Below are 19,033 nucleotides of genomic sequence, written 5' to 3'. Positions count from 1 at the left end.
CCGCTACAGTGTGGCGCTTTTTACTGATATCTAGGATTTTTCGTGAGTGCTGCCACCGTGAACACTGTCATTGTTAATACCGTCAAGCAATGTGATTATTTTAATCAAGGCCAGTGTCTTTCTTGCCGACATATTCAGCAGCCTATGGCGCAGCAAGTAGCGGCTAAAGCCCAAATATTACAGCAATTACTCGCACCTTTTATTCCCGCAAATTCGGCAGAACTTTTTTTGCCTCCCATTACTGGCGATGACAGCGGCTTTCGTAATAAAGCCAAAATGGTGGTGCTCGGTGCCGCCCATGAACCCGTGTTGGGGATTATTAGCCCAAGTGGCGAGGCGGTAGATCTTTGCGACTGCCTGTTATATCCCGCTGATATGCAAACGTTATTACATCGCTTAAACCGCTTTGTGCAGCAGGCAGGCATTCCTCCTTATCGCGTCGATAAAGCCAAAGGTGAGCTTAAGTTTATTTTGCTAACCCGCAGTCAAGTACGTGGTGAGTATCTGCTGCGTTTTGTATTACGCTCTACCAATGGTATCGAACGTATCGAACGTGAATTGCCGACATTACTTGCGGAATATCCGCAGATCAAAGTGGTGTCAGTTAATATTCAACCCGTTCACATGGCAATTCTCGAAGGCGAGGAAGAGATTTTTTTAACCGAGAATACCCGCCTCGAAGAGCGCTTTAATCATGTGCCTTTGTTTATTCGGCCTAAAAGTTTTTTTCAGACTAATCCGCAGGTTGCGGCAAAGCTGTATCAAACGGCCCGAGAATGGGTCGCTGAATTTTCACCTCGCTCATTATGGGATTTGTTCTGTGGTGTGGGCGGTTTTGGACTGCACTGTGCATCGAAAGATATCAAGTTGACAGGGATTGAAATCGAAGCCGAGGCGATTGCCTGCGCGCAAATGTCGGCGCAAATGATGGGGCTTGAAGATGTGCAGTTTATGGCGCTTGATTCCACCGACTTTGCCAAGGGCAAAAGCGCTGCCGAAAAACCCGATTTGATTATTGTGAATCCGCCGCGACGTGGTATTGGCGAGGCGCTGTGTCAGTCCTTAAGCGAGTTTGCTCCCAAAGCGATACTCTATTCCAGCTGTAATCCGAAAACTTTAGCCAAAGATCTCGAGCATATTCAAGGTTATCACTTAACCAAAGTGCAGCTATTTGATTTATTCCCGCATACGGATCATTTTGAAGTGTTAGCCATGTTAGTGAAAAACTGATGTTTTATCGCTTCTCTATTCTAATCTAAGTCATTGTACTGGGTTGTTTTACTAATATTTCGTTCCAGTTAATCATCTTAAGGGCGGAGCCCTTGCCCTACTTTTATCAGCATTGCTCGCGTGATACTTCATCATAGTGTCTTTTTAGTGGCATAATATTCAGCACTTTATGCATTGAATGGCGGCGATTTATGCTACAGATTTTCCTACGCTTTTTTACCTTGGGCTTGATGAGTTTTGGCGGACCTGCGGCGCATATTGGTTATTTCCGGCACACTTTTGTCAACGAACTCGGTTGGCTCGATGATAAGCGTTACGCCAGTCTCGTCGCCTTAAGCCAATTTATGCCGGGACCAGGGTCGAGCCAAGTGGGCTTTGCCATTGGTTATCAAAGAGGCGGGCTGGTGGGGGCGCTTGCTGCCTTTACTGGTTTTACGCTACCTTCCTTTATCTTGATGTACTTACTGGCGGTAACAACGTCGGCGTGGCTCGCTAATCATTATGTTCAAGGGATGATTTATGGGCTTAAATTGATGGCCGTCGTTGTGGTTACCGATGCCGTTCTTGCCATGTTTAAGCAGTTCTGCCAACGCAAATCCGCCCGGTTGTTAATGCTCGTAAGTGCTGCGACGACTTTGATTGCGCCATTTATGTGGACGCAAATAATCCTGTTACTCGGCGCTGCGACTATCGGTATTTATAAGTTGAGCGTGATGCAAGATGATGCAACTCCACTTACCCCTATTCGATTGAACTACATCTATTTATTGCTGTTTTTAGTGTTACTCATCGGTAGCTTTTTTATCGTGCAGCTTGGGCCAGAGGCGTGGATATTTGGTGAGTTTTACCGTGTGGGGAGTTTAGTATTTGGCGGTGGTCATGTTGTACTGCCACTGTTAGAAACGGCAGTGGGCGATACCTTAAGTGGCGATCGCTTTCTAACGGGTTATGCCTTTGCTCAAGCTGTGCCTGGACCTATGTTTACCTTTGCCAGCTTTTTAGGCGCTGAGATGTTGCTCGATAGCCCATTGAAGGGCGCTGCCATTGCGACCATTGCCATTTTTTTACCGGGTTTTTTATTGATGCTGGTGGCCCTAAAAAGCTGGCATGCCATTGCGGCAAGACCTAAAATTGCTGGCGCTATCGCGGGAGTGAATGCCTGTGTTGTGGGGTTACTCGCCGCGGCGCTTTATCAACCGGTTTTTTCCCAAGCGGTATTTTCGGGCAAGGATATGGCTTTAGTATTACTCGGTTTTGGTGCCTTAAAGTTATTAAAACCATCGATGCTATTACTGGTAGTCGGTTTTAGTCTGAGCGGAATGTTACTGCATTCAATTTGATTCTTTATTAAGGTTTTGAATAAAATTAATAATTTGTTAACTAAATAGCATCCGTATTTATTCATTTTAGCTATACTCCAAAAATAATTATAAGCAGTATCCCTTTGGAGTATCTAGGTATGTCGAATTTTAGTTTGCGCAACAAACTGCTGATGTTATCGCTATTTCCGTTGATCTTAGCGTTACTGGTGTTGATGTCTGTATCATATTATATCGAAGAAGATGCGCTTACTGATACTGTCGCGACCTTCAGAACTAAGCTGGTTGATGAGCGTGAACAACAAATCAAAGAAGCCACTGAAATTGCCGCAGGCATAGTGAATTATCAATTATCGCTAAAAGAAAAAGGTGATGTAAATCAAGCTTTAAGGGATATACGTTTTGGCAGTGCGGGTTACTTCTTCATGTATGACTCTCAAGGAAAAAGTATTTTTCATGCCACGATGCCCAATCTTGAGGGGCAAAATAAAATAGATATGACCGATCCCCGCGGCACTAAAATTATCGTCGGTCTGCTCGATGCCGCTAAACGTGGCGATGGTAGTTTTTCCTATTACTATCAAAAACCTAATACTAATGAGCAGATTGAAAAAATCAGTTACGCCATGATGATCCCAGGTACTGACTGGATGTTAGGTACTGGGGCATATATCGATGATATTGAAGCTGTTGTTGAGGAATATCGCGCCACAGTGACAGAGCAAATGGTAGAAAAATCCTTCGCGATTTTGCTGATAGCGCTTTTCCTTACGGGTATTACGGGCTTTATCATTATGATTGCCGCCCATCGTATGGTCGTGCCAATCAAGAATATGGCCGATAACTTAAATGATATTGCTAAGGGTGAAGGGGATTTAACCAAGCGACTTACTGTAAAAGGTGAAGACGAAATTGCCCAACTTGGGCGCTCCTTTAACCTCTTTGTCGATAAACTTCAGCATATTATCGGCGATGTCGCGACTGCGACGGCTAAAGTAAAAACGGCAGCTAATGCGATTCATGCGCAAACTAAAGTCATGTCGAGCCAGTTGGTGAGTCATAACAATGAAACCGATCAGGTGGTGACGGCGATTACTGAGATGTCATCCACTGCGAACGAAGTGGCTAAAAATACCACTCAAGTGGCAGAGGCCACCCACGCAGCAACGGGCGATGTGGCTAATGCCCAGCGCTGTGTTGATGCTTCGCTGGAAGAAATTGCCTCTTTAATGTCGCAAATCAATAATGCAGCGGGCAGTATCAAATCACTCAGCGAGCAATCTCAGAAAATCAACAGCGTACTGTCAGTGATTGGTGGTATTGCCGAGCAGACCAACCTATTGGCATTAAACGCCGCCATCGAAGCGGCCCGTGCCGGTGAACAGGGCCGAGGTTTTGCTGTGGTCGCCGATGAGGTGCGTAACTTAGCCAGCCGAACTCAAGCGAGTACGTTAGAAATCAACGAGATGTTATCGGCATTACATAAGCTAGTGACCCAAGCCGTGAAAGCCATGGAAGAGAGTCAACAAAGCTGCGTGCGTTCGGTGGATTCTTCTCGTACGATTTCAGAAAGTTTAGGTTCAGTGACATCTGCCGTGACGGCGATTAATGATATGAGTACCCAAATTGCGGCTGCGGCGACAGAGCAAAGCTCAGTAACCGAAGAAATTAATCGTAACGTGTATGCCATCCAAGAGATTGTGAATGAGCTACTGCACTCCAGTGAAGATGCGGCCAGAGTGAGTCTGACGGTATCAGAGGAAGGCATTAATTTAGGTAAATTAGTGGGGCAGTTTAGGATTTAATCGTCTCAATCTTGAATAAAAACGGGAGACTTAAGGTCTCCCGTTTTTATTTGGCTCGTTTATTTTTTAAGCGTTAATTCAGCTTAGTGAATTCATCCAAGCGAATTCGCGTTAGCTAATTCACTCTAGTCAATGTACGTTAACCCATTCACCTTAGCTCGTTCGCCTTAATCAATCTTCTCGACAACCCGTTCCACCCTCACAGAGCAGACCTTATATTCTGGGATAAAAGCGACAGGATCGAGTGCATTGATGGTGAGTTTATTCGCCGCAGCTTCCACAAAGTGGAAGGGCAGGAATAGTACGCCAGCTTGGGCTCTTTTCGTCACAAAGGCGTCGATTTCAATTTCACCGCGACGGGTTGTGAGTTTGATTTTATCGCCATTGCCTATGCCGAGTTGCTCGGCATCGTAGACTGAAATCATTACTTTAGGCGAGCCGAGTAAGTCGAGTCCAGCCGTTTTACGGGTTAAGGTGCCTGTGTGGAACTGTTCCAGTAAACGTCCGGTCGACAGAGTGAGCGGGTACTCACTGCAGGGCATTTCTGCGGGTAAGCGATAACTTACTGGTGTGAACTTGCCTAAGCCGCGGGTGAATTGACCTTGGTGCATGATGGGCGTTCCCGGATGGGTTTCATCTGGACATGGCCATTGAATGCCTTGGGGAATTTTACCGTCAACTCCAGTGCTTAATCGCTGCCAAGTAATGCCGCGATATTGTGGTGTCAGCTCATTGATTTCCTGCCAAATCGCTTCTTCATTAGGGTAATCCCAAGCGGCACCCATCGCATTGGCAATGGCTTGGACAATTTGCCAATCGGGAAGGGCTTCACCTGGCGGTAGCAGGGCCTGTTCGAGTCGCTGCACTCGTCGTTCAGTATTAGTGAAATGACCGCGTTTTTCGACAAAGGCTGCGGCGGGCAGAACCACATCGGCAAGCTCGGCGGTTTCGGTGAGAAAGATATCCTGCACCACTAAAAAGTCGATTACATTAAGCGCCCTAAGCACATGGGCTTGATCTGGGTCGCTTAATACGGGGTTTTCGCCCATTACATATAAAGCCTTGATTTTCCCTTTGGAAATATCATGCATCATATTGGTTGCGGTCACGCCAATTTCTCCCGATAACGGCGTTTGCCAATGTGCCTCGAAACGCATTCTGGCATGAATGTCGGTGACTTTTTGGTAACCACTGAAGAAGTTAGGCAGTGCGCCCATGTCACAGGCACCTTGCACATTACTTTGTCCCCGCAGTGGATTAATCCCCGCTCCTTCAACCCCAATATTGCCGCACAGAAGTTGTAGATTAGATATGGCGGTAACATTGTCGTGTCCCGTCGTGTGCTGGGTAATGCCCATGGCATAGTAGACTGCGGTTTTGTCGGCAGTGCCTATGGTGCGTGCGATGCGGGCGATATCTTCGGCTTTAACGCCTGTTATCAAGGCTGCATTTTCTAGGCTGTAATCTACTTTTTTGAGTTCAGCATAGAGAGCATCCACGCCTTCGGTGCGCGCGGCAATGTAGCTTTTATCCTGCCAGTCGTTGCGGATAATTTCCGCCATAATCGCATTGAGTAGCATGACGTCAGTGCCGGGTCTGTGGGCGACATAAAGCTGTGCACTGTCGGCAATGGCGACACGTTTAGGGTCGGCCACCATTAGTCTCGCGCCATGCAAAGCCACGGCTTGCTTAATTTTCGAGGCGATGATCGGGTGAGCACTGCTGGTGTCTGAGCCTATGATAAAAATCACATCCGATGCTTGAATGCTCGGAATGTCGTTGGTCATAGCGCCACTTCCGATACTTTGCTGCAGGCCTGTGACTGTGGATGAATGGCACAGACGGGCGCAATGGTCGATGTTATTGGTGCCGAGTATGCTTCTGACAAATTTTTGCAGGAGGAAGTTTTCTTCATTGGTGGCTTTTGCCGAGGCCAAGCTTGCCAGTGCATTGCTGCCATGTTGCTGTTTTATTCGCTGTAAATTTTCGGCCACATAGGCGATGGCTTCAGGCCAACTACTTGGCGTGAGCTGGCCATTTTTACGAATGAGTGGCGTGGTGAGGCGTTTTTCACAGTGAATAAAATCGAAACCAAACCGGCCTTTCACACACAACATGCCTTGGTTTACCACAGACTCTTTATTGCCCTCGATATGACGGATCTGATTCGTGCTGGTATCGATTTTAAGGTCAAGCCGACAGCCTACGCCGCAATAGGTACAAATCGTTGATGCGGTTTTGAGTGGCATTTCATCGCCTTGGCGTTTATCCCGCGCATCGACGAGTGCACCCGTTGGGCAAACCTGCACACAGTTGCCGCATTGCACACATTTGCTGTCGGCCATGCTAGCGCTAAAGCCGACTCTCGGTGCGCGGCGCGTGGCGGTTTCGCTTATGTCTTGCGGCAGTGCTTGATAAGAATCATGGGCAAATTGAATCGCACAATGGCCACTCTGCAACTGGCACACATCGACGCACTTACCACAGCTAATACAACGATTTGCATCAAATTGAATGAACGGACTCGATTTATCGACCGAAAACTTGCGCGCGCTTTGAGTGCTGAGTGACTTAGGCTCGACATGGTAGTCGGTCGCATAGTCCCTTAATTTACAATCCGTATTGGCTTGGCAGGCGCATTCAAGGCAACGCGCAGCCTCTTGCATGGCGGCATCGGGAGCAAAGCCTAGCTCGACTTCGCCGTAATTGAGTAAACGTTGCACCGCGTTCAATTCGGGCATGGTTAAACGGGCTTTACGTGCGACATAGGGGTAGAGTTCGGTAGTTGGCAAGCCTTGTTTTATTGTGTTACCGACTGCTTTTGATGAATTAAATTCAGTGGCATGCAGCTCACAGCTTAGGCCTTGTTTGAGCAATTTATCTATGGCAATTGCGGCTTTATGGCCATCACCTATGGCGGCAACTGCGGTGGCAGGACCGCGGCGCGCATCGCCCACCACAAAGAGCTTTTCAACCCCGGACGACATAGTGTGCTCGCAGCCAATGAAGGTATTCCAGCGGCTGAGGGCAAGTGTGCCTTGGCTTAAAGGACTCGCGGGATCTTGCATGAAACTCAGGTCGGGAGTTTGCGATACTGCGGCTATTACAGTATCAAAATCCTGGGTAAAGGTTTCACCGGTATCAACGGGAGCACGTCTGCCAGAGGCATCGGCTTCGCCGAGTGCCATCTTAGCGAAGGTGACTGAATGGACTCTACCTTGCGCATCGCTATGGTTTTCAAGCGGATTGGTTAAAAAATGAAACTTCACCCCTTCGACTTCGGCCTCGTGTACTTCGTAAGCTTCGGCGGGCATTTCTGCGCGGGTACGACGGTAAATTAAGGTGACATCACAGCCTTCACGCACCGCTGTGCGGGCGCAATCAATAGCGGTATTGCCACCACCAATGACAGCGACTTTTTTGCCCAGTACGAGTGTCTTGTCGAGACAATGATCTTTTAAGTAATCGACACCTAAGTAGCAGCCCGCAAGTGTGCTGCCGGGATAATCCATTGGCACAGCTTTTTGGGCGCCAATGGCGAGACAGACGGCATCAAAATCTTCAACTAATTGATTTAAATGTATCTCGTGACCGAGACGTGTTTCTGTGTGGATGGTTAAGCCATTGCGGCACAGGAGTGCGATCTCCTTGTCTAGTATCGCTTTAGGTAAACGATACTCAGGAATGCCATAACGTAGCCAACCACCCGCCTGTGGCATAGATTCGAATATCTCAACGCTATGGCCTTGGTTTGATAAGTAATATCCGGCACTTAACCCTGCTGGACCCGCACCGATAATCGCGACTTTTTTGCCCGTGTCGGTTTGGCGTGGCGGCACATAACTCATGCCCCCATTTTCGCCATCAGCTAAGTCGAGGTCGGCGGCGTGACGTTTTAATTGGCGTATGGCAATGGGCTCATCGACCAGCCCGCGGCGACATTGTGCTTCACAAAAAGCAGGGCAGACACGGCCAATGGACAGTGGTAGCGGCAAAGTTTGTTTAATGACTTTAACGGCTTCAGTATGGTTGCCTTGGGCGATGTGATACAGGTAACTCTGCACATCGACGCCCGCAGGGCATGCTTGTTGGCAGGGGGCTTCGCAATCGGCAAAATGATCGCTCAAGATCTCAGTCAGCGCTTGTTTGCGTTTTTGACTTAAGTATTCAGACTGAGTTATGACTCGCATGCCGACAGTGGCGGACGTTTCACAGGCGCGTACGCAGCGCAAACTGGCGTCGGAATTCTCAATCTGGACGACACACAAATTGCAGGCTTGCTTGTCTGCATGTTCGTGAATGCCTAATTGCTGCGAGGCTGCGCTGGGATCACATAAGCTGGGTATGGCTATGCCAGCAGCATGCGCCACTTGCAGTAGGTTATCGGTCGGATTAACCGACAACACTTGGTCATCAATTCGAAGTTCTATCATCCCATGGCCTTTTTATATGTAGGGTGCTTAGCTGCTATAGCGCGGGGCTGCAGGCTTAGGTTGCTTCGAGTATACCTAGACAGCTTTAGAAGACGCTTATGGGCGAGGGAAGTTTGCTGCAAAATTGCAGCTTGAATCACAAACCCGCCCAGACTGTGCGCTGGTGAATGTTTGTTCTCATTTAGTCGTGATGGGGTTGGCGTTATCTGGCCTTTTTAGTTGTGTTTCCTTTGATATTATGGGTTTTTTTTAGGCAGGAGAGCGTTTGTAAGTCAGTCATTGGCCTCACGCATAGCACTATCTTGGCTAAATTTAAGTAAGATCACAGTCTTAACTCATTGCTTTTTGTTAGTCTCGGCTTTAGTACTATGGTCTTTTAGGTTGGAAAATAATCCTTATTATCCCATTTAATGAACAGTGCACCCCTAGGTTTACCAGCCTGCTTAGGTTAAAATGCGCGGTTGCAAATACTGTTAATCACCGCCTCTTTTAGTGGAAGATCAATTAAAGCGGCCAAATAAAGAAAGTTGAAAACTCATGTTTGAAGTTAATCCAGTAAAATTCAAAATTAAGGAGCTTGCCGAGCGCACGCAGCTTCTTAGGGGGTATCTTTGACTACGATGCCAAAAATGAGCGTCTAGAAGAAGTTACCCGTGAGCTTGAAAGTTCAGAAGTGTGGAACGACCCAGAGCGCGCCCAAGCCTTAGGTAAAGAACGTGCTGGTTTAGAAGCCGTGGTCAAAACCATAGATGATATGGACTCAGGTCTTGAGGATGTTGAAGGCTTACTCGAGCTTGCTATCGAAGAGGCCGATGAAGATACCTTCAATGAAACCAGTAAAGAGCTGGATTATCTCGAAAGCCGTCTTGCTGATCTCGAATTCCGCCGTATGTTCTCCGGCCCACAAGATGCATCAAACTGCTATTTAGACATTCAGTCTGGCAGTGGTGGTACTGAAGCTCAGGATTGGGCCAACATGGTACTGCGTATGTATCTACGTTGGGGCGATGCCCATGGTTTTAGCCCTGAATTAATGGAAGTCACCGATGGTGATGTCGCTGGTATTAAAGGCGCGACCATTAAATTTACTGGCGAATATGCGTTTGGTTGGTTACGTACCGAAACTGGCGTACACCGTTTAGTGCGCAAATCGCCATTTGACTCATCGGGTCGTCGTCATACGTCATTCTGCTCTGTGTTCGTTTATCCAGAAATCGACGACGATATCACCATTGATATCAACCCATCGGATCTACGGATTGATACTTACCGCGCATCTGGCGCGGGTGGTCAGCACGTTAACAAAACGGAATCGGCTATTCGTATTACTCACTTACCGACAAACACCGTCGTGCAGTGTCAAAACGACCGTTCTCAGCACAAAAACAAAGACGCTGCGATGAAACAGTTGAAAGCCAAGCTGTTTGAGTTAGAAATGCATAAGCAAAATGCCGACAAACAGGCCGCAGAAGACGCTAAGTCTGATATCGGTTGGGGTAGCCAAATTCGCTCTTATGTATTAGACGATGCCCGTATTAAAGACTTACGTACAGGCGTTGAGACCCGCAACACGCAGGCGGTGCTCGATGGCGATCTGGACAAGTTTATCGAAGCCAGTTTGAAATCTGGGCTGTAATTAATTCAAGCTATAGACGAGAAATTAAGATGACTGAACAAGTAATTGACGAGAACAAACTGATCGCTGAGCGCCGTGCCAAGCTAGATAGCATTCGCCCAAACTGCAGTGCTAATGCACATCCTAATACCTTCCGTCGCACCCATAAAGCGGCTGAATTACAAGCACAGTATGGTCAAAGCACTAAAGAAGAACTCGAAGCCTTAGGTTTTAAGACCAGCATCGCTGGCCGCATCATGGCAAAGCGTGGTCCTTTCTTAGTGATCCAAGACGTGTCTGGCCGTATTCAAGCTTACGCTGAAAAAAGCGTACAAGCTGATTTGAAAGAGCGTTTTCAAGGTCTGGATATCGGTGACATCATAGGTGTAACCGGTCAGCTGCATTTGTCTGGTAAAGGCGACTTATACGTCAACATGGAACAGTACGAGTTACTGACCAAGGCGCTGCGTCCATTGCCTGCGGATTATTATGGTCTAGCCGATCAAGAAATGCGTTACCGTCAACGTTACGTGGATCTCATCGTTAACGAAGATTCGCGCAATGCCTTTATCATGCGTTCTAAAGTGGTTTCTGCAATTCGTAACTTCATGATCAAAAAAGAGTTCATGGAAGTTGAAACCCCTATGATGCACGTAATCCCAGGTGGTGCTTCGGCCCGTCCTTTTATCACTCATCACAACGCCTTAGACATGCCAATGTACCTGCGTATTGCGCCAGAACTATATCTGAAGCGTTTAGTGGTGGGTGGTTTTGAGCGTGTGTTCGAAATCAACCGTAACTTCCGTAACGAAGGTCTGTCGCCACGTCATAACCCAGAATTCACTATGATGGAATTCTATATGGCTTATGCAGACTACAAAGATCTGATGGACTTAACCGAAGAAATGCTCAGCTCGATTGCTATCGAACTGCTTGGCAGTGCGCAAATGCCCTACGGTGAGCACACAGTCGATTTCGGTGGCCCATACGCACGTTTAAGCATGTTAGAAGCGATTCAGAAGTACAATCCTGATAACGCCACTATCCAAGCTATGACCTATGAGCAAGTGAAAGATGTTGAATTCATGCGCGATTTAGCGAAAAGCTTAGGTATGAAGATTGAGAAGTTCTGGACTTGTGGTCAGCTGCTTGAAGAAATCTTCGGTGAAACCGCTGAATGGCAATTGATGCAACCGACCTTCATCACTGGCTACCCAGCGGACATTTCACCATTGGCACGTCGTAACGATGACAACCATTTCATCACTGACCGTTTCGAATTCTTCATCGGTGGCCGCGAAGTGGCTAACGGGTTTAGCGAGCTGAACGATGCCGAAGATCAAGATAAACGCTTTAAAGCACAGGTTGATGCTAAAGATGCTGGTGATGATGAAGCTATGTTCTACGATGCAGACTATATCACTGCACTGGAACACGGTTTGCCACCAACGGCAGGTCAAGGTATTGGTATCGACCGTTTAGTGATGTTGTTTACTAACACTCATACTATCCGTGACGTGATCCTGTTCCCTGCTATGCGCCCACAGGCGTAATGCTGTTGGATAACCCAAGTTAGCTGTCGCTGTTTGGGTTTATTTACTCTGCAGTTAATCGGTGGGCTCTTTTCCACGATTGCAGATATGAATGCGATGTAAAAAACCAGCCAACGGCTGGTTTTTGTTTTTTATTCATTTATAGGCGATGAGTGACTTCGGTAAGCATAGGGAATTGGTGTCACGATAGAAGAACCGCTGGAGAATATCTTCGCGGCAGAAGACTATTAGCTATATTGATTAAGCTCCTTTGCGCAAATACTGAGCGTCAGTCTTTCGGGGGAGGTATTGTTAAACAGTATGGTGCACTATTTTTCAAATGCTTTTAGGTCAAAAGTCATTGGCGCGGCGGTTTCAAATAATCTACTCGACCTTAGTCTAGTGCCCTGTTGCTTGACCTAGGTGTCTAACTCAATGAAACTCTACATTAAATAACTTCATAATAAAGCATGGATTAAATAATGTTAATTTTCTTTATTTGTATCGCACTTCTTGTGCTTGCATACAAGTTTTATAGTCCCTTTGTCGAACGTCAAGCGGGCATCGACCCAAAAGCACTGACGCCACAGGCTAAATTCGAAGATGGCGTCGATTATGTGCCAGTTCATCCCGCAAAAGCGTTTTTAATCCAGTTTCTTAACATCGCAGGTATAGGGCCTATTTTCGGTCCTATTCTGGGTGCACTATATGGACCCATCGCGTTAGTGTGGATTGTGCTAGGTAATATTATCGGTGGTGCAGTACACGATTACTTTTCTGGTGTGCTGAGTATTAAAGAAGATGGTAAAAGTTTGCCAGAAATTGCAGGCCATTATTTTAATATCTACTTTAAAGGTGTGATGCTGTTATTTACAGCCATGTTGTTATTTTTTGTGGGCGTTGTTTTCATTATGAGCCCAGCAGGGTTACTGAGTAATCTTGACTTTTTTAAAGATACTATTTTTAGTAATAATACCTTTTGGGTGTTAGTCATTTTAGCCTATTACTTTTTTGCTACTATGCTGCCAATTGACAAAATTATCACTAAGTTATACCCCGCATTCGGTTTATTGATGATTGTTATGACCACATCAATTGCGGTCGCATTATTACTGAATGCACCGCAGTTGCCAGAAATTGGCGATATCTTTGCTTATTTTGATCACAGCCATTACAACAACGACTTACTGGCACCAAACCCTGATGGTTTACCGGTATGGCCGCTGCTATTTGTAACCATTACGTGTGGTGCTATTAGTGGTTTCCACTCGACTCAAGCACCTATTATGGCCCGTTGCTTAACTAACGAAAAATATGTTCGCCCTGTGTATTATGGCGCTATGGTGGCTGAAGGTGTTGTGGCATGTGTATGGGCTATCGCTGGTATTGCAGCATTCCCAGGTGGCTATGTTGAACTTAAAGCCATACTTGACCAAGGCGGTCCAGGATTAATCGTTAACCAGGTTGCAACCTCATACCTTGGCGTATTTGGTGGTGTGATGGCGATTCTTGCTGTGGCAGTATTCCCTATAACCTCGGGTGATACCGCGTTTAGATCGCTACGATTAACCATTATCGACGCATTTAATATTCCACAGAGCATGCGAAATCGCTTATTCGTGGCAGTGCCTATTCTGACCATTGCCTACTTTATGACTAAAATCGATTTCACATTGATTTGGCGTTACTTTGCCTTCTCAAACATGCTGTTGTCGACCAGTGTATTGTGGCTAGCAACTAAATATTTATTTGATCGTGGTACTTTCCACTGGATTGTTAGCTTACCTGCGATTGGCGGTACTAGTGTGACAGTGTCTTATATCATGACCGCGGGTATTGGTTTTGGGTTACCACAACCTTTGAGCCAGCCAGTCGGTATTGCTGTTGGCGTTATCTGTCTCGTCGCATTAATTATTGCGCATAACAGACGTAAGCCGCTAGCCGAGGCTAAGTAGGCTTCAGAAGAGTGGATCAAATTGGTCTATTCGATAACTGACATAGTATGAGTAAGGGCTGCATTTGCAGCCCTTACTTTTTTATCATAAGTAGTCATCCTAGATACTAAAGTGATTATTTTTAGTACATAACCTTGGATTGCCTTCTACCTATGTTGTAGGTTCAAGCCAAAGAAAAATAGCGGTGTTTCCATACCGAGACTGATGACAAGTTGCTTAATTACGGGATGGAGGTTTATGTTCGTTGCGCGTTTTTGTAGTGAAAAAGCGTTAAGTTTGTTAATCATATTTTCATAAATAGGGATTACCATTGAAAATAGCTAACATGACATATTCCATTCAATAGAAAGTATGTTAGATTCTGGCGAATTGTTGCCGATAGCTGTATTGTTACCGCTGTCATCAACAGTTCTCCATAGGGCCATCGCTGCAAATTAGTTAAACTTGCAGAGAAGTGTCAGGAAGTTACACCAATTCAGAGTCTGCTTATGCTACCCAACTTATTTCCCGAACAAAAAAATGTTTACCCACAATCGATGATGACTGCATCATCGATTGAAGCTCAATCCTCTAGTCGCCGCGGCCGTTTGCAGCGTATGGTTGGCAGCGTATTGTTAACCTGTAGTGTATTACTGAGTCTTTCAGCTTGCGCTGCGAGCAAACAAGCATCACCAGAAGGTGAAGAGTTTAGTTATGCTTGGCTTAAAGGTTATGCCCGAACTATGGCATCACAACCCTATGAGAGCCATAAAGGCGAAGTGCCTAAAAGTCTTCAGGGTATGAGCTGGGATGATTACCAACAATTTCATTTCAAGAAAAAAGCCGCATTGTGGCGTGATCAAGAGTCGCAGTTTCGCGCAGAGCTATTCCACCTTGGTCTGTATTTCGACACGCCAATTCATATTTATGAGTTGAACGATGGCAAGGCGAAGCCAATCGAGTATTCGTCTTCCATGTTTGATTACGGTAAATCAAAGGTCAAAGGCAGTCAGTTACCTAAAGATCTTGGATTTGCGGGTTTCCGTATGCAATTCAATACCGATTGGGAGCGCGATATCGTGGCTTTCCTCGGTGCCAGTTATTTCCGTGCCGTGGGCCAAGAGATGCAATATGGTTTATCGGCGCGTGGTTTAGCGGTCGATACGGCGTTGCCTAAGCCTGAAGAATTCCCAATGTTCACCAACTTTTGGTTAGAAAAACCTAAACCAGGGTCAAATATCACCACAGTATATGCCTTGTTAGACTCTCCGAGTGTCACGGGGGCTTATCGTTTTGATATTGAGCCGGGTGAACGTTTAAAAATGAAGGTAGATGTGGCTGTCTATCCACGTAAAGCGATCGAACGTTTAGGCGTGGCGCCACTGACCAGTATGTTTATGGTGGGTGAGAACGATCGCCGTACGGGTTATGATTGGCGTCCAGAAATCCATGATACTGATGGCTTAGCCATGCACACGGGTAACGGTGAATGGATTTGGCGTCCGTTAGGTAATCCAGAAAATCTGCGATTCAATGCCTACAGCGATGAAAACCCTAAAGGTTTTGGTTTACTGCAACGTGACCGTAACTTTGATCATTACCAAGACGACGGCGTGTTTTATGATAAACGCCCCAGTTTGTGGATTGAGCCTACCAGTAGTTGGGGTAAAGGTTCGGTGCAGTTAGTTGAAATTCCAACACTGGATGAAACCTTCGATAATATCGTCGCTTTCTGGAATCCGGCAGAGCCGATTTTACCAGGGCAAGAACTGCTGTATAGCTACAACATGTATTGGGGCGGGATTCCACCTGTTCAATCACCTCGTGCCCGTGTTGTCGATACTTTCACTGGCATTGGCGGTGTTGTTGGCCAGAAACGCAAATACTACAGTAAGCGTTTTGTGGTTGATTTTGCCGGCGGTACTTTACCTATGATAGGTAAAAACACCCAAGTTAAAGCTGTGATTAGTACCTCAGCAGGCAAAGTAGAGATTGAATCTGCACGCCCATTGGCGTCTATCAATGGCTACCGCGCGATGTTTGACGTAGTGCCACCAGAAGACAGCCTTGAGCCGATTAATTTACGCGTCTATTTAGAAGTTGATGGTCAGCCGTTGTCTGAGACATGGATGTATCAATGGAGCCCACCGGCTCAAGATGACCGTGAACTGCATAACGCAGGTCATCTGCAGTAAATAATCAGTCAATGATTACCCTAAAACGTCAGCTAAGTTAGCTGGCGTTTTTATTTGGGCAGTAGCGTTACGGTTTATGGTGTAGAGCGACTCTGTTTAATTGCAAGTTTAGCGCTGAGTTATTGGGGTCTAATTCACTTTTTGGCGATCTAAACAATTTATCACTGTAACAGAAGCCAAACTTGGGCGTAATCTGTAGCCGTTATTACCTAGGGTCAGTATTTTATGTTTGAGATGTTCACTACACTCGGTTTTGCTTGGTCAGTGGGATTAGTGCTTGCGGTACTTTTTGTATTGGCATACGAATTTATCAATGGCTTTCACGACACTGCTAATGCTGTCGCTACGGTTATTTATACCAAGGCTATGCCGGCAAACCTCGCCGTTGTTTCTTCTGCATTGTGTAACTTTGCTGGTGTGTTGTTAGGCGGCTTAGGCGTTGCTTATGCGATAGTGCATTTGCTCCCGGTAGACTCCTTGCTGGGTATGGATTCTAGCCAAGGTTTATTGATGGTGTTTTCGCTGTTGTTTTCAGCCATCATTTGGAACTTAGGCACTTGGTATTTTGGTATTCCTGCATCGAGCTCTCATACCTTGATTGGCTCGATTATGGGCGTGGGTGGGGCATTTGCATGGATGAACCATCAGCCGATTCTACAAGGCATTAATCTTTCTAAAGCATCGCAGATCATGTTGTCCTTAATCATTTCCCCTACTTTAGGATTTGTGACGGCCGCAATATTTTTGCTCGTGATGAAATTGATCTGGAAAAAACATAAAATTCACCGCACTCCTGATGAACAGATGCAGGCTAATGGCAAAAAACATCCGCCGTTTTGGGCAAGGGTAAGTTTGATTGTCTCTGCTATGGGCGTGAGTTTTGCCCATGGTTCTAACGATGGGCAGAAAGGCATTGGCTTAGTGATGCTGGTGCTAATTTGTGTTGCGCCGGCTTATTTCGCTTTGGATATGGGTAGCCAAGCCTACGATTTAGAAAAAACGCAAGATGCGAATAGACGCATTATGGCGATTTACGATCGCAATCAAGCGGTTATCGCTGAGATGATCGACTTTAATGCTCCGGTAAATCCGCCTGAGAATATGCTGGTCCATTGTTCTTCGGTCAATGTATTGCCCGCGATGTCGCTGCTCGAGCACCGCTTAGCTAACGCTTCGACTTATAAAGACATGAGCATAGAAGAGCGACGAGAAGTGCGACGGTTATTACTGTGTATTGATGATACTGCTCGCCAAATATCGAAATTAGATCTCCCCGCTAAAGATTTACGTTCATTAGCTAAGTGGCGCCAAGATCTCACAAAAACGACGGAATATGCGCCCCTTTGGGTGATTATAGCCATTGCTACAGCGCTGGGTTGTGGCACCTTAGTAGGCTGGCGACGCATCGTTTATACCGTTGGAGAAAAAATTGGCTCATCGAGTATGACTTATAGCCAAGGTATTGCTGCGCAGGTGACCGCCGCGGCCTCGATTGGAATTGCAAGTTTAACGGGGATGCCAGTATCGACGACGCATATTTTATCCTCTGCCGTAGCCGGTACTATGGTTGCAAACCGCTCAGGTTTACAGAGTCAAACGATTAAACAAATCATGCTTGCTTGGATACTTACGTTACCCATTACTATGCTGCTTGCTGCCGGAGTGTTTATCCTCGCCAATACACTTTTTGGCTAGTTCACTTACCTAATTATCTCGTTCAATACTAAGTGCTAACACTGTTATCTGGGTTGGCACTTAGCATTTCGGTTGTGACTTTTACCAAGTGAGCCCCATCTGTGTGCTGGTTTCTTCAGGTTTTTTCTCAAGCAGGTTTATCTCGGCGAGTTGAATTTGCGCAGCAATTTGGCTGCGCAGTTTTTGATATAAACGAATCGCGAGTTCGGGTGCGTGGTGATTATCGGGCGTATGGATAAATAGATAGGGCTCTCGTCCTTCTTTAAGCCACTGCGGCAGTTGGAGTAGCCAATTATCGAAAAAGACATCGTTATCTTTGGGTAAAGCACTCACACCTTGCTGTGATAGTTGCGCTACGGTATCGTCAGGTTGCCCGATAAAACGCACGACAGGATGATTGGCGGTCGCGATAGCATGTACGGGTACCCGTGGTTTTTTATTATGAGCATCGATAATGGCGGCGTTATGCGGTGGTAGGGCAAACAGTGGGCGACTGTCCATGATGATGCGATTGGCTTTCTTTTCTATTAACAATCGATTCAGTTCCCGCTCTGCATCACCCTTGGCGAAAAAGGCGGGATGCCGTACTTCGACACCATAGGTAAGCCCCTGTGGGATTTGCGCTAAAAATTGTTTAAGTACAGGGAGTAACGCTGGGCTAAAATGAGCTGGGAGTTGAATTTTCCACATGCCAGTTTTATCGATTAATGGCGCCATTACGTCAAAGAAGTCCTTCAGTTCTTGGGCGCAATATTGCAATAACTTTTGGTGTGTAATCGTTTGCGGTAGCTTAAAAGTAAAGCGAAAATCATCGGGTGTGGCACTATGCCAATTCAGCACGGTTTTCTGTGCTGGCGTAGCATAAAAACTGGTATTACCTTCTACAGTATTAAACATAGTCGCATATCGCGCGAGCCTTTCAGCCTGCTTTATCCCTTGCCCATAAATGCTCTCTTGCCAACGTGGATGTGACCACATGGCAAGCCCAAGGCGTAAACTCGTCGGATTATGGGGTGAAGAAAAGCGTTGTTCCAAAAATAGATTCCTTCAGTCTGGCTAGCGTTTAGGGAATGTACATATCGACTATAGTGCGAGGCTATCGCTTTAGGTATGGTGCCGACATCATTTCATCTGAGATTAAACGAGCCCTTATGCACGATGCTGTCAGTGCATTCTGTTCGGGTTGTTGTGAGTTTAGTCTAAGTTAAGTCGAACTATCATGGAACGCTTTAGAGAATTAACCTACTCTAATAGTATGATTTATGTTTATCATTA

10 protein-coding genes are annotated in these 19,033 nt (G+C 46.2%); 8 read left to right on the top strand and 2 right to left on the bottom strand.

Annotated elements, in window-relative coordinates; translation table 11 throughout:
* Window positions 1-57: 57 nt before the first annotated feature.
* The 3 genes from rlmC (at window position 58) to ACRN9H_RS13665 (ending at window position 4,354) form a co-directional block, all read left to right on the top strand.
* Entirely contained in the window at window positions 58-1,230 is a 1,173-nt protein-coding gene (gene rlmC, locus ACRN9H_RS13675; RefSeq protein WP_432314479.1) for a 23S rRNA (uracil(747)-C(5))-methyltransferase RlmC, read from the top strand.
* A gap of 191 nt (window positions 1,231-1,421) precedes the next feature.
* The gene (gene chrA / locus ACRN9H_RS13670; RefSeq protein ID WP_432314453.1) at window positions 1,422-2,570 is read left to right on the top strand and encodes a chromate efflux transporter; all 1,149 of its coding nucleotides are present in this window, start codon (window positions 1,422-1,424) and stop codon (window positions 2,568-2,570) included.
* Between the two features lie 119 nt (window positions 2,571-2,689).
* A complete protein-coding gene (locus ACRN9H_RS13665) occupies window positions 2,690-4,354 on the top strand; it encodes a methyl-accepting chemotaxis protein (RefSeq protein WP_432314451.1) in 1,665 nt (554 codons plus the stop codon).
* A gap of 167 nt (window positions 4,355-4,521) precedes the next feature.
* On the opposite strand, the gene fdhF is transcribed toward ACRN9H_RS13665, so the two are convergent.
* Window positions 4,522-8,787 carry a formate dehydrogenase subunit alpha gene (fdhF, locus tag ACRN9H_RS13660; protein ID WP_432314449.1) on the bottom strand — a complete coding sequence of 1,422 codons (4,266 nt, stop codon included), beginning with the start codon at window positions 8,785-8,787 and terminating at the stop codon, window positions 4,522-4,524.
* Between the two features lie 537 nt (window positions 8,788-9,324).
* On the opposite strand from fdhF, the gene prfB reads away from it, so the two are divergent.
* The 5 genes from prfB (at window position 9,325) to ACRN9H_RS13635 (ending at window position 17,758) form a co-directional block, all read left to right on the top strand.
* Window positions 9,325-10,423, top strand: a protein-coding gene (prfB, locus tag ACRN9H_RS13655) for a peptide chain release factor 2 (RefSeq protein ID WP_432314447.1) whose coding sequence is annotated in 2 segments (ribosomal slippage) — window positions 9,325-9,399 and window positions 9,401-10,423 — 1,098 coding nt in all. Because the reading frame shifts where the segments join, the coding sequence is not laid out codon by codon here.
* Window positions 10,424-10,452: 29 nt separating this feature from the next.
* Window positions 10,453-11,955, top strand: coding sequence for a lysine--tRNA ligase (lysS, locus tag ACRN9H_RS13650; RefSeq protein WP_432314445.1), 1,503 nt, complete (start codon window positions 10,453-10,455; stop codon window positions 11,953-11,955).
* A 461-nt stretch (window positions 11,956-12,416) separates the two neighbouring features.
* A complete protein-coding gene (locus tag ACRN9H_RS13645) occupies window positions 12,417-13,889 on the top strand; it encodes a carbon starvation CstA family protein (protein WP_432314443.1) in 1,473 nt (490 codons plus the stop codon).
* Between the two features lie 488 nt (window positions 13,890-14,377).
* Window positions 14,378-16,063 (top strand): glucan biosynthesis protein, encoded by a 1,686-nt coding sequence (locus ACRN9H_RS13640; protein WP_220774081.1) that lies wholly within the window; start codon window positions 14,378-14,380, stop codon window positions 16,061-16,063.
* A gap of 225 nt (window positions 16,064-16,288) precedes the next feature.
* Window positions 16,289-17,758, top strand: coding sequence for an inorganic phosphate transporter (locus ACRN9H_RS13635; protein WP_432314440.1), 1,470 nt, complete (start codon window positions 16,289-16,291; stop codon window positions 17,756-17,758).
* Between the two features lie 81 nt (window positions 17,759-17,839).
* On the opposite strand, the gene ACRN9H_RS13630 is transcribed toward ACRN9H_RS13635, so the two are convergent.
* Entirely contained in the window at window positions 17,840-18,736 is an 897-nt protein-coding gene (locus tag ACRN9H_RS13630) for a DUF72 domain-containing protein (RefSeq protein ID WP_432314477.1), read from the bottom strand.
* Window positions 18,737-19,033: the final 297 nt, after the last annotated feature.

The organism is Shewanella sp. MF08487 (assembly GCF_050848685.1).
Lineage (GTDB): Bacteria > Pseudomonadota > Gammaproteobacteria > Enterobacterales > Shewanellaceae > Shewanella > Shewanella glacialipiscicola.
Note: the sequence above shows the minus strand (reverse complement) of the source record. Positions and strands in the feature narration are given on the sequence as shown.

Coding starts and splice junctions, on each gene's coding strand:
- chrA (WP_432314453.1), top strand. CDS start 1,422: ATGCTACAGATTTTCCTACGCTTTTTTACCTTGGGCTTGATGAGTTTT.
- ACRN9H_RS13665 (WP_432314451.1), top strand. CDS start 2,690: ATGTCGAATTTTAGTTTGCGCAACAAACTGCTGATGTTATCGCTATTT.
- fdhF (WP_432314449.1), bottom strand. CDS start 8,787: ATGATAGAACTTCGAATTGATGACCAAGTGTTGTCGGTTAATCCGACC.
- lysS (WP_432314445.1), top strand. CDS start 10,453: ATGACTGAACAAGTAATTGACGAGAACAAACTGATCGCTGAGCGCCGT.
- ACRN9H_RS13645 (WP_432314443.1), top strand. CDS start 12,417: ATGTTAATTTTCTTTATTTGTATCGCACTTCTTGTGCTTGCATACAAG.
- ACRN9H_RS13640 (WP_220774081.1), top strand. CDS start 14,378: ATGCTACCCAACTTATTTCCCGAACAAAAAAATGTTTACCCACAATCG.
- ACRN9H_RS13635 (WP_432314440.1), top strand. CDS start 16,289: ATGTTTGAGATGTTCACTACACTCGGTTTTGCTTGGTCAGTGGGATTA.
- ACRN9H_RS13630 (WP_432314477.1), bottom strand. CDS start 18,736: ATGTGGTCACATCCACGTTGGCAAGAGAGCATTTATGGGCAAGGGATA.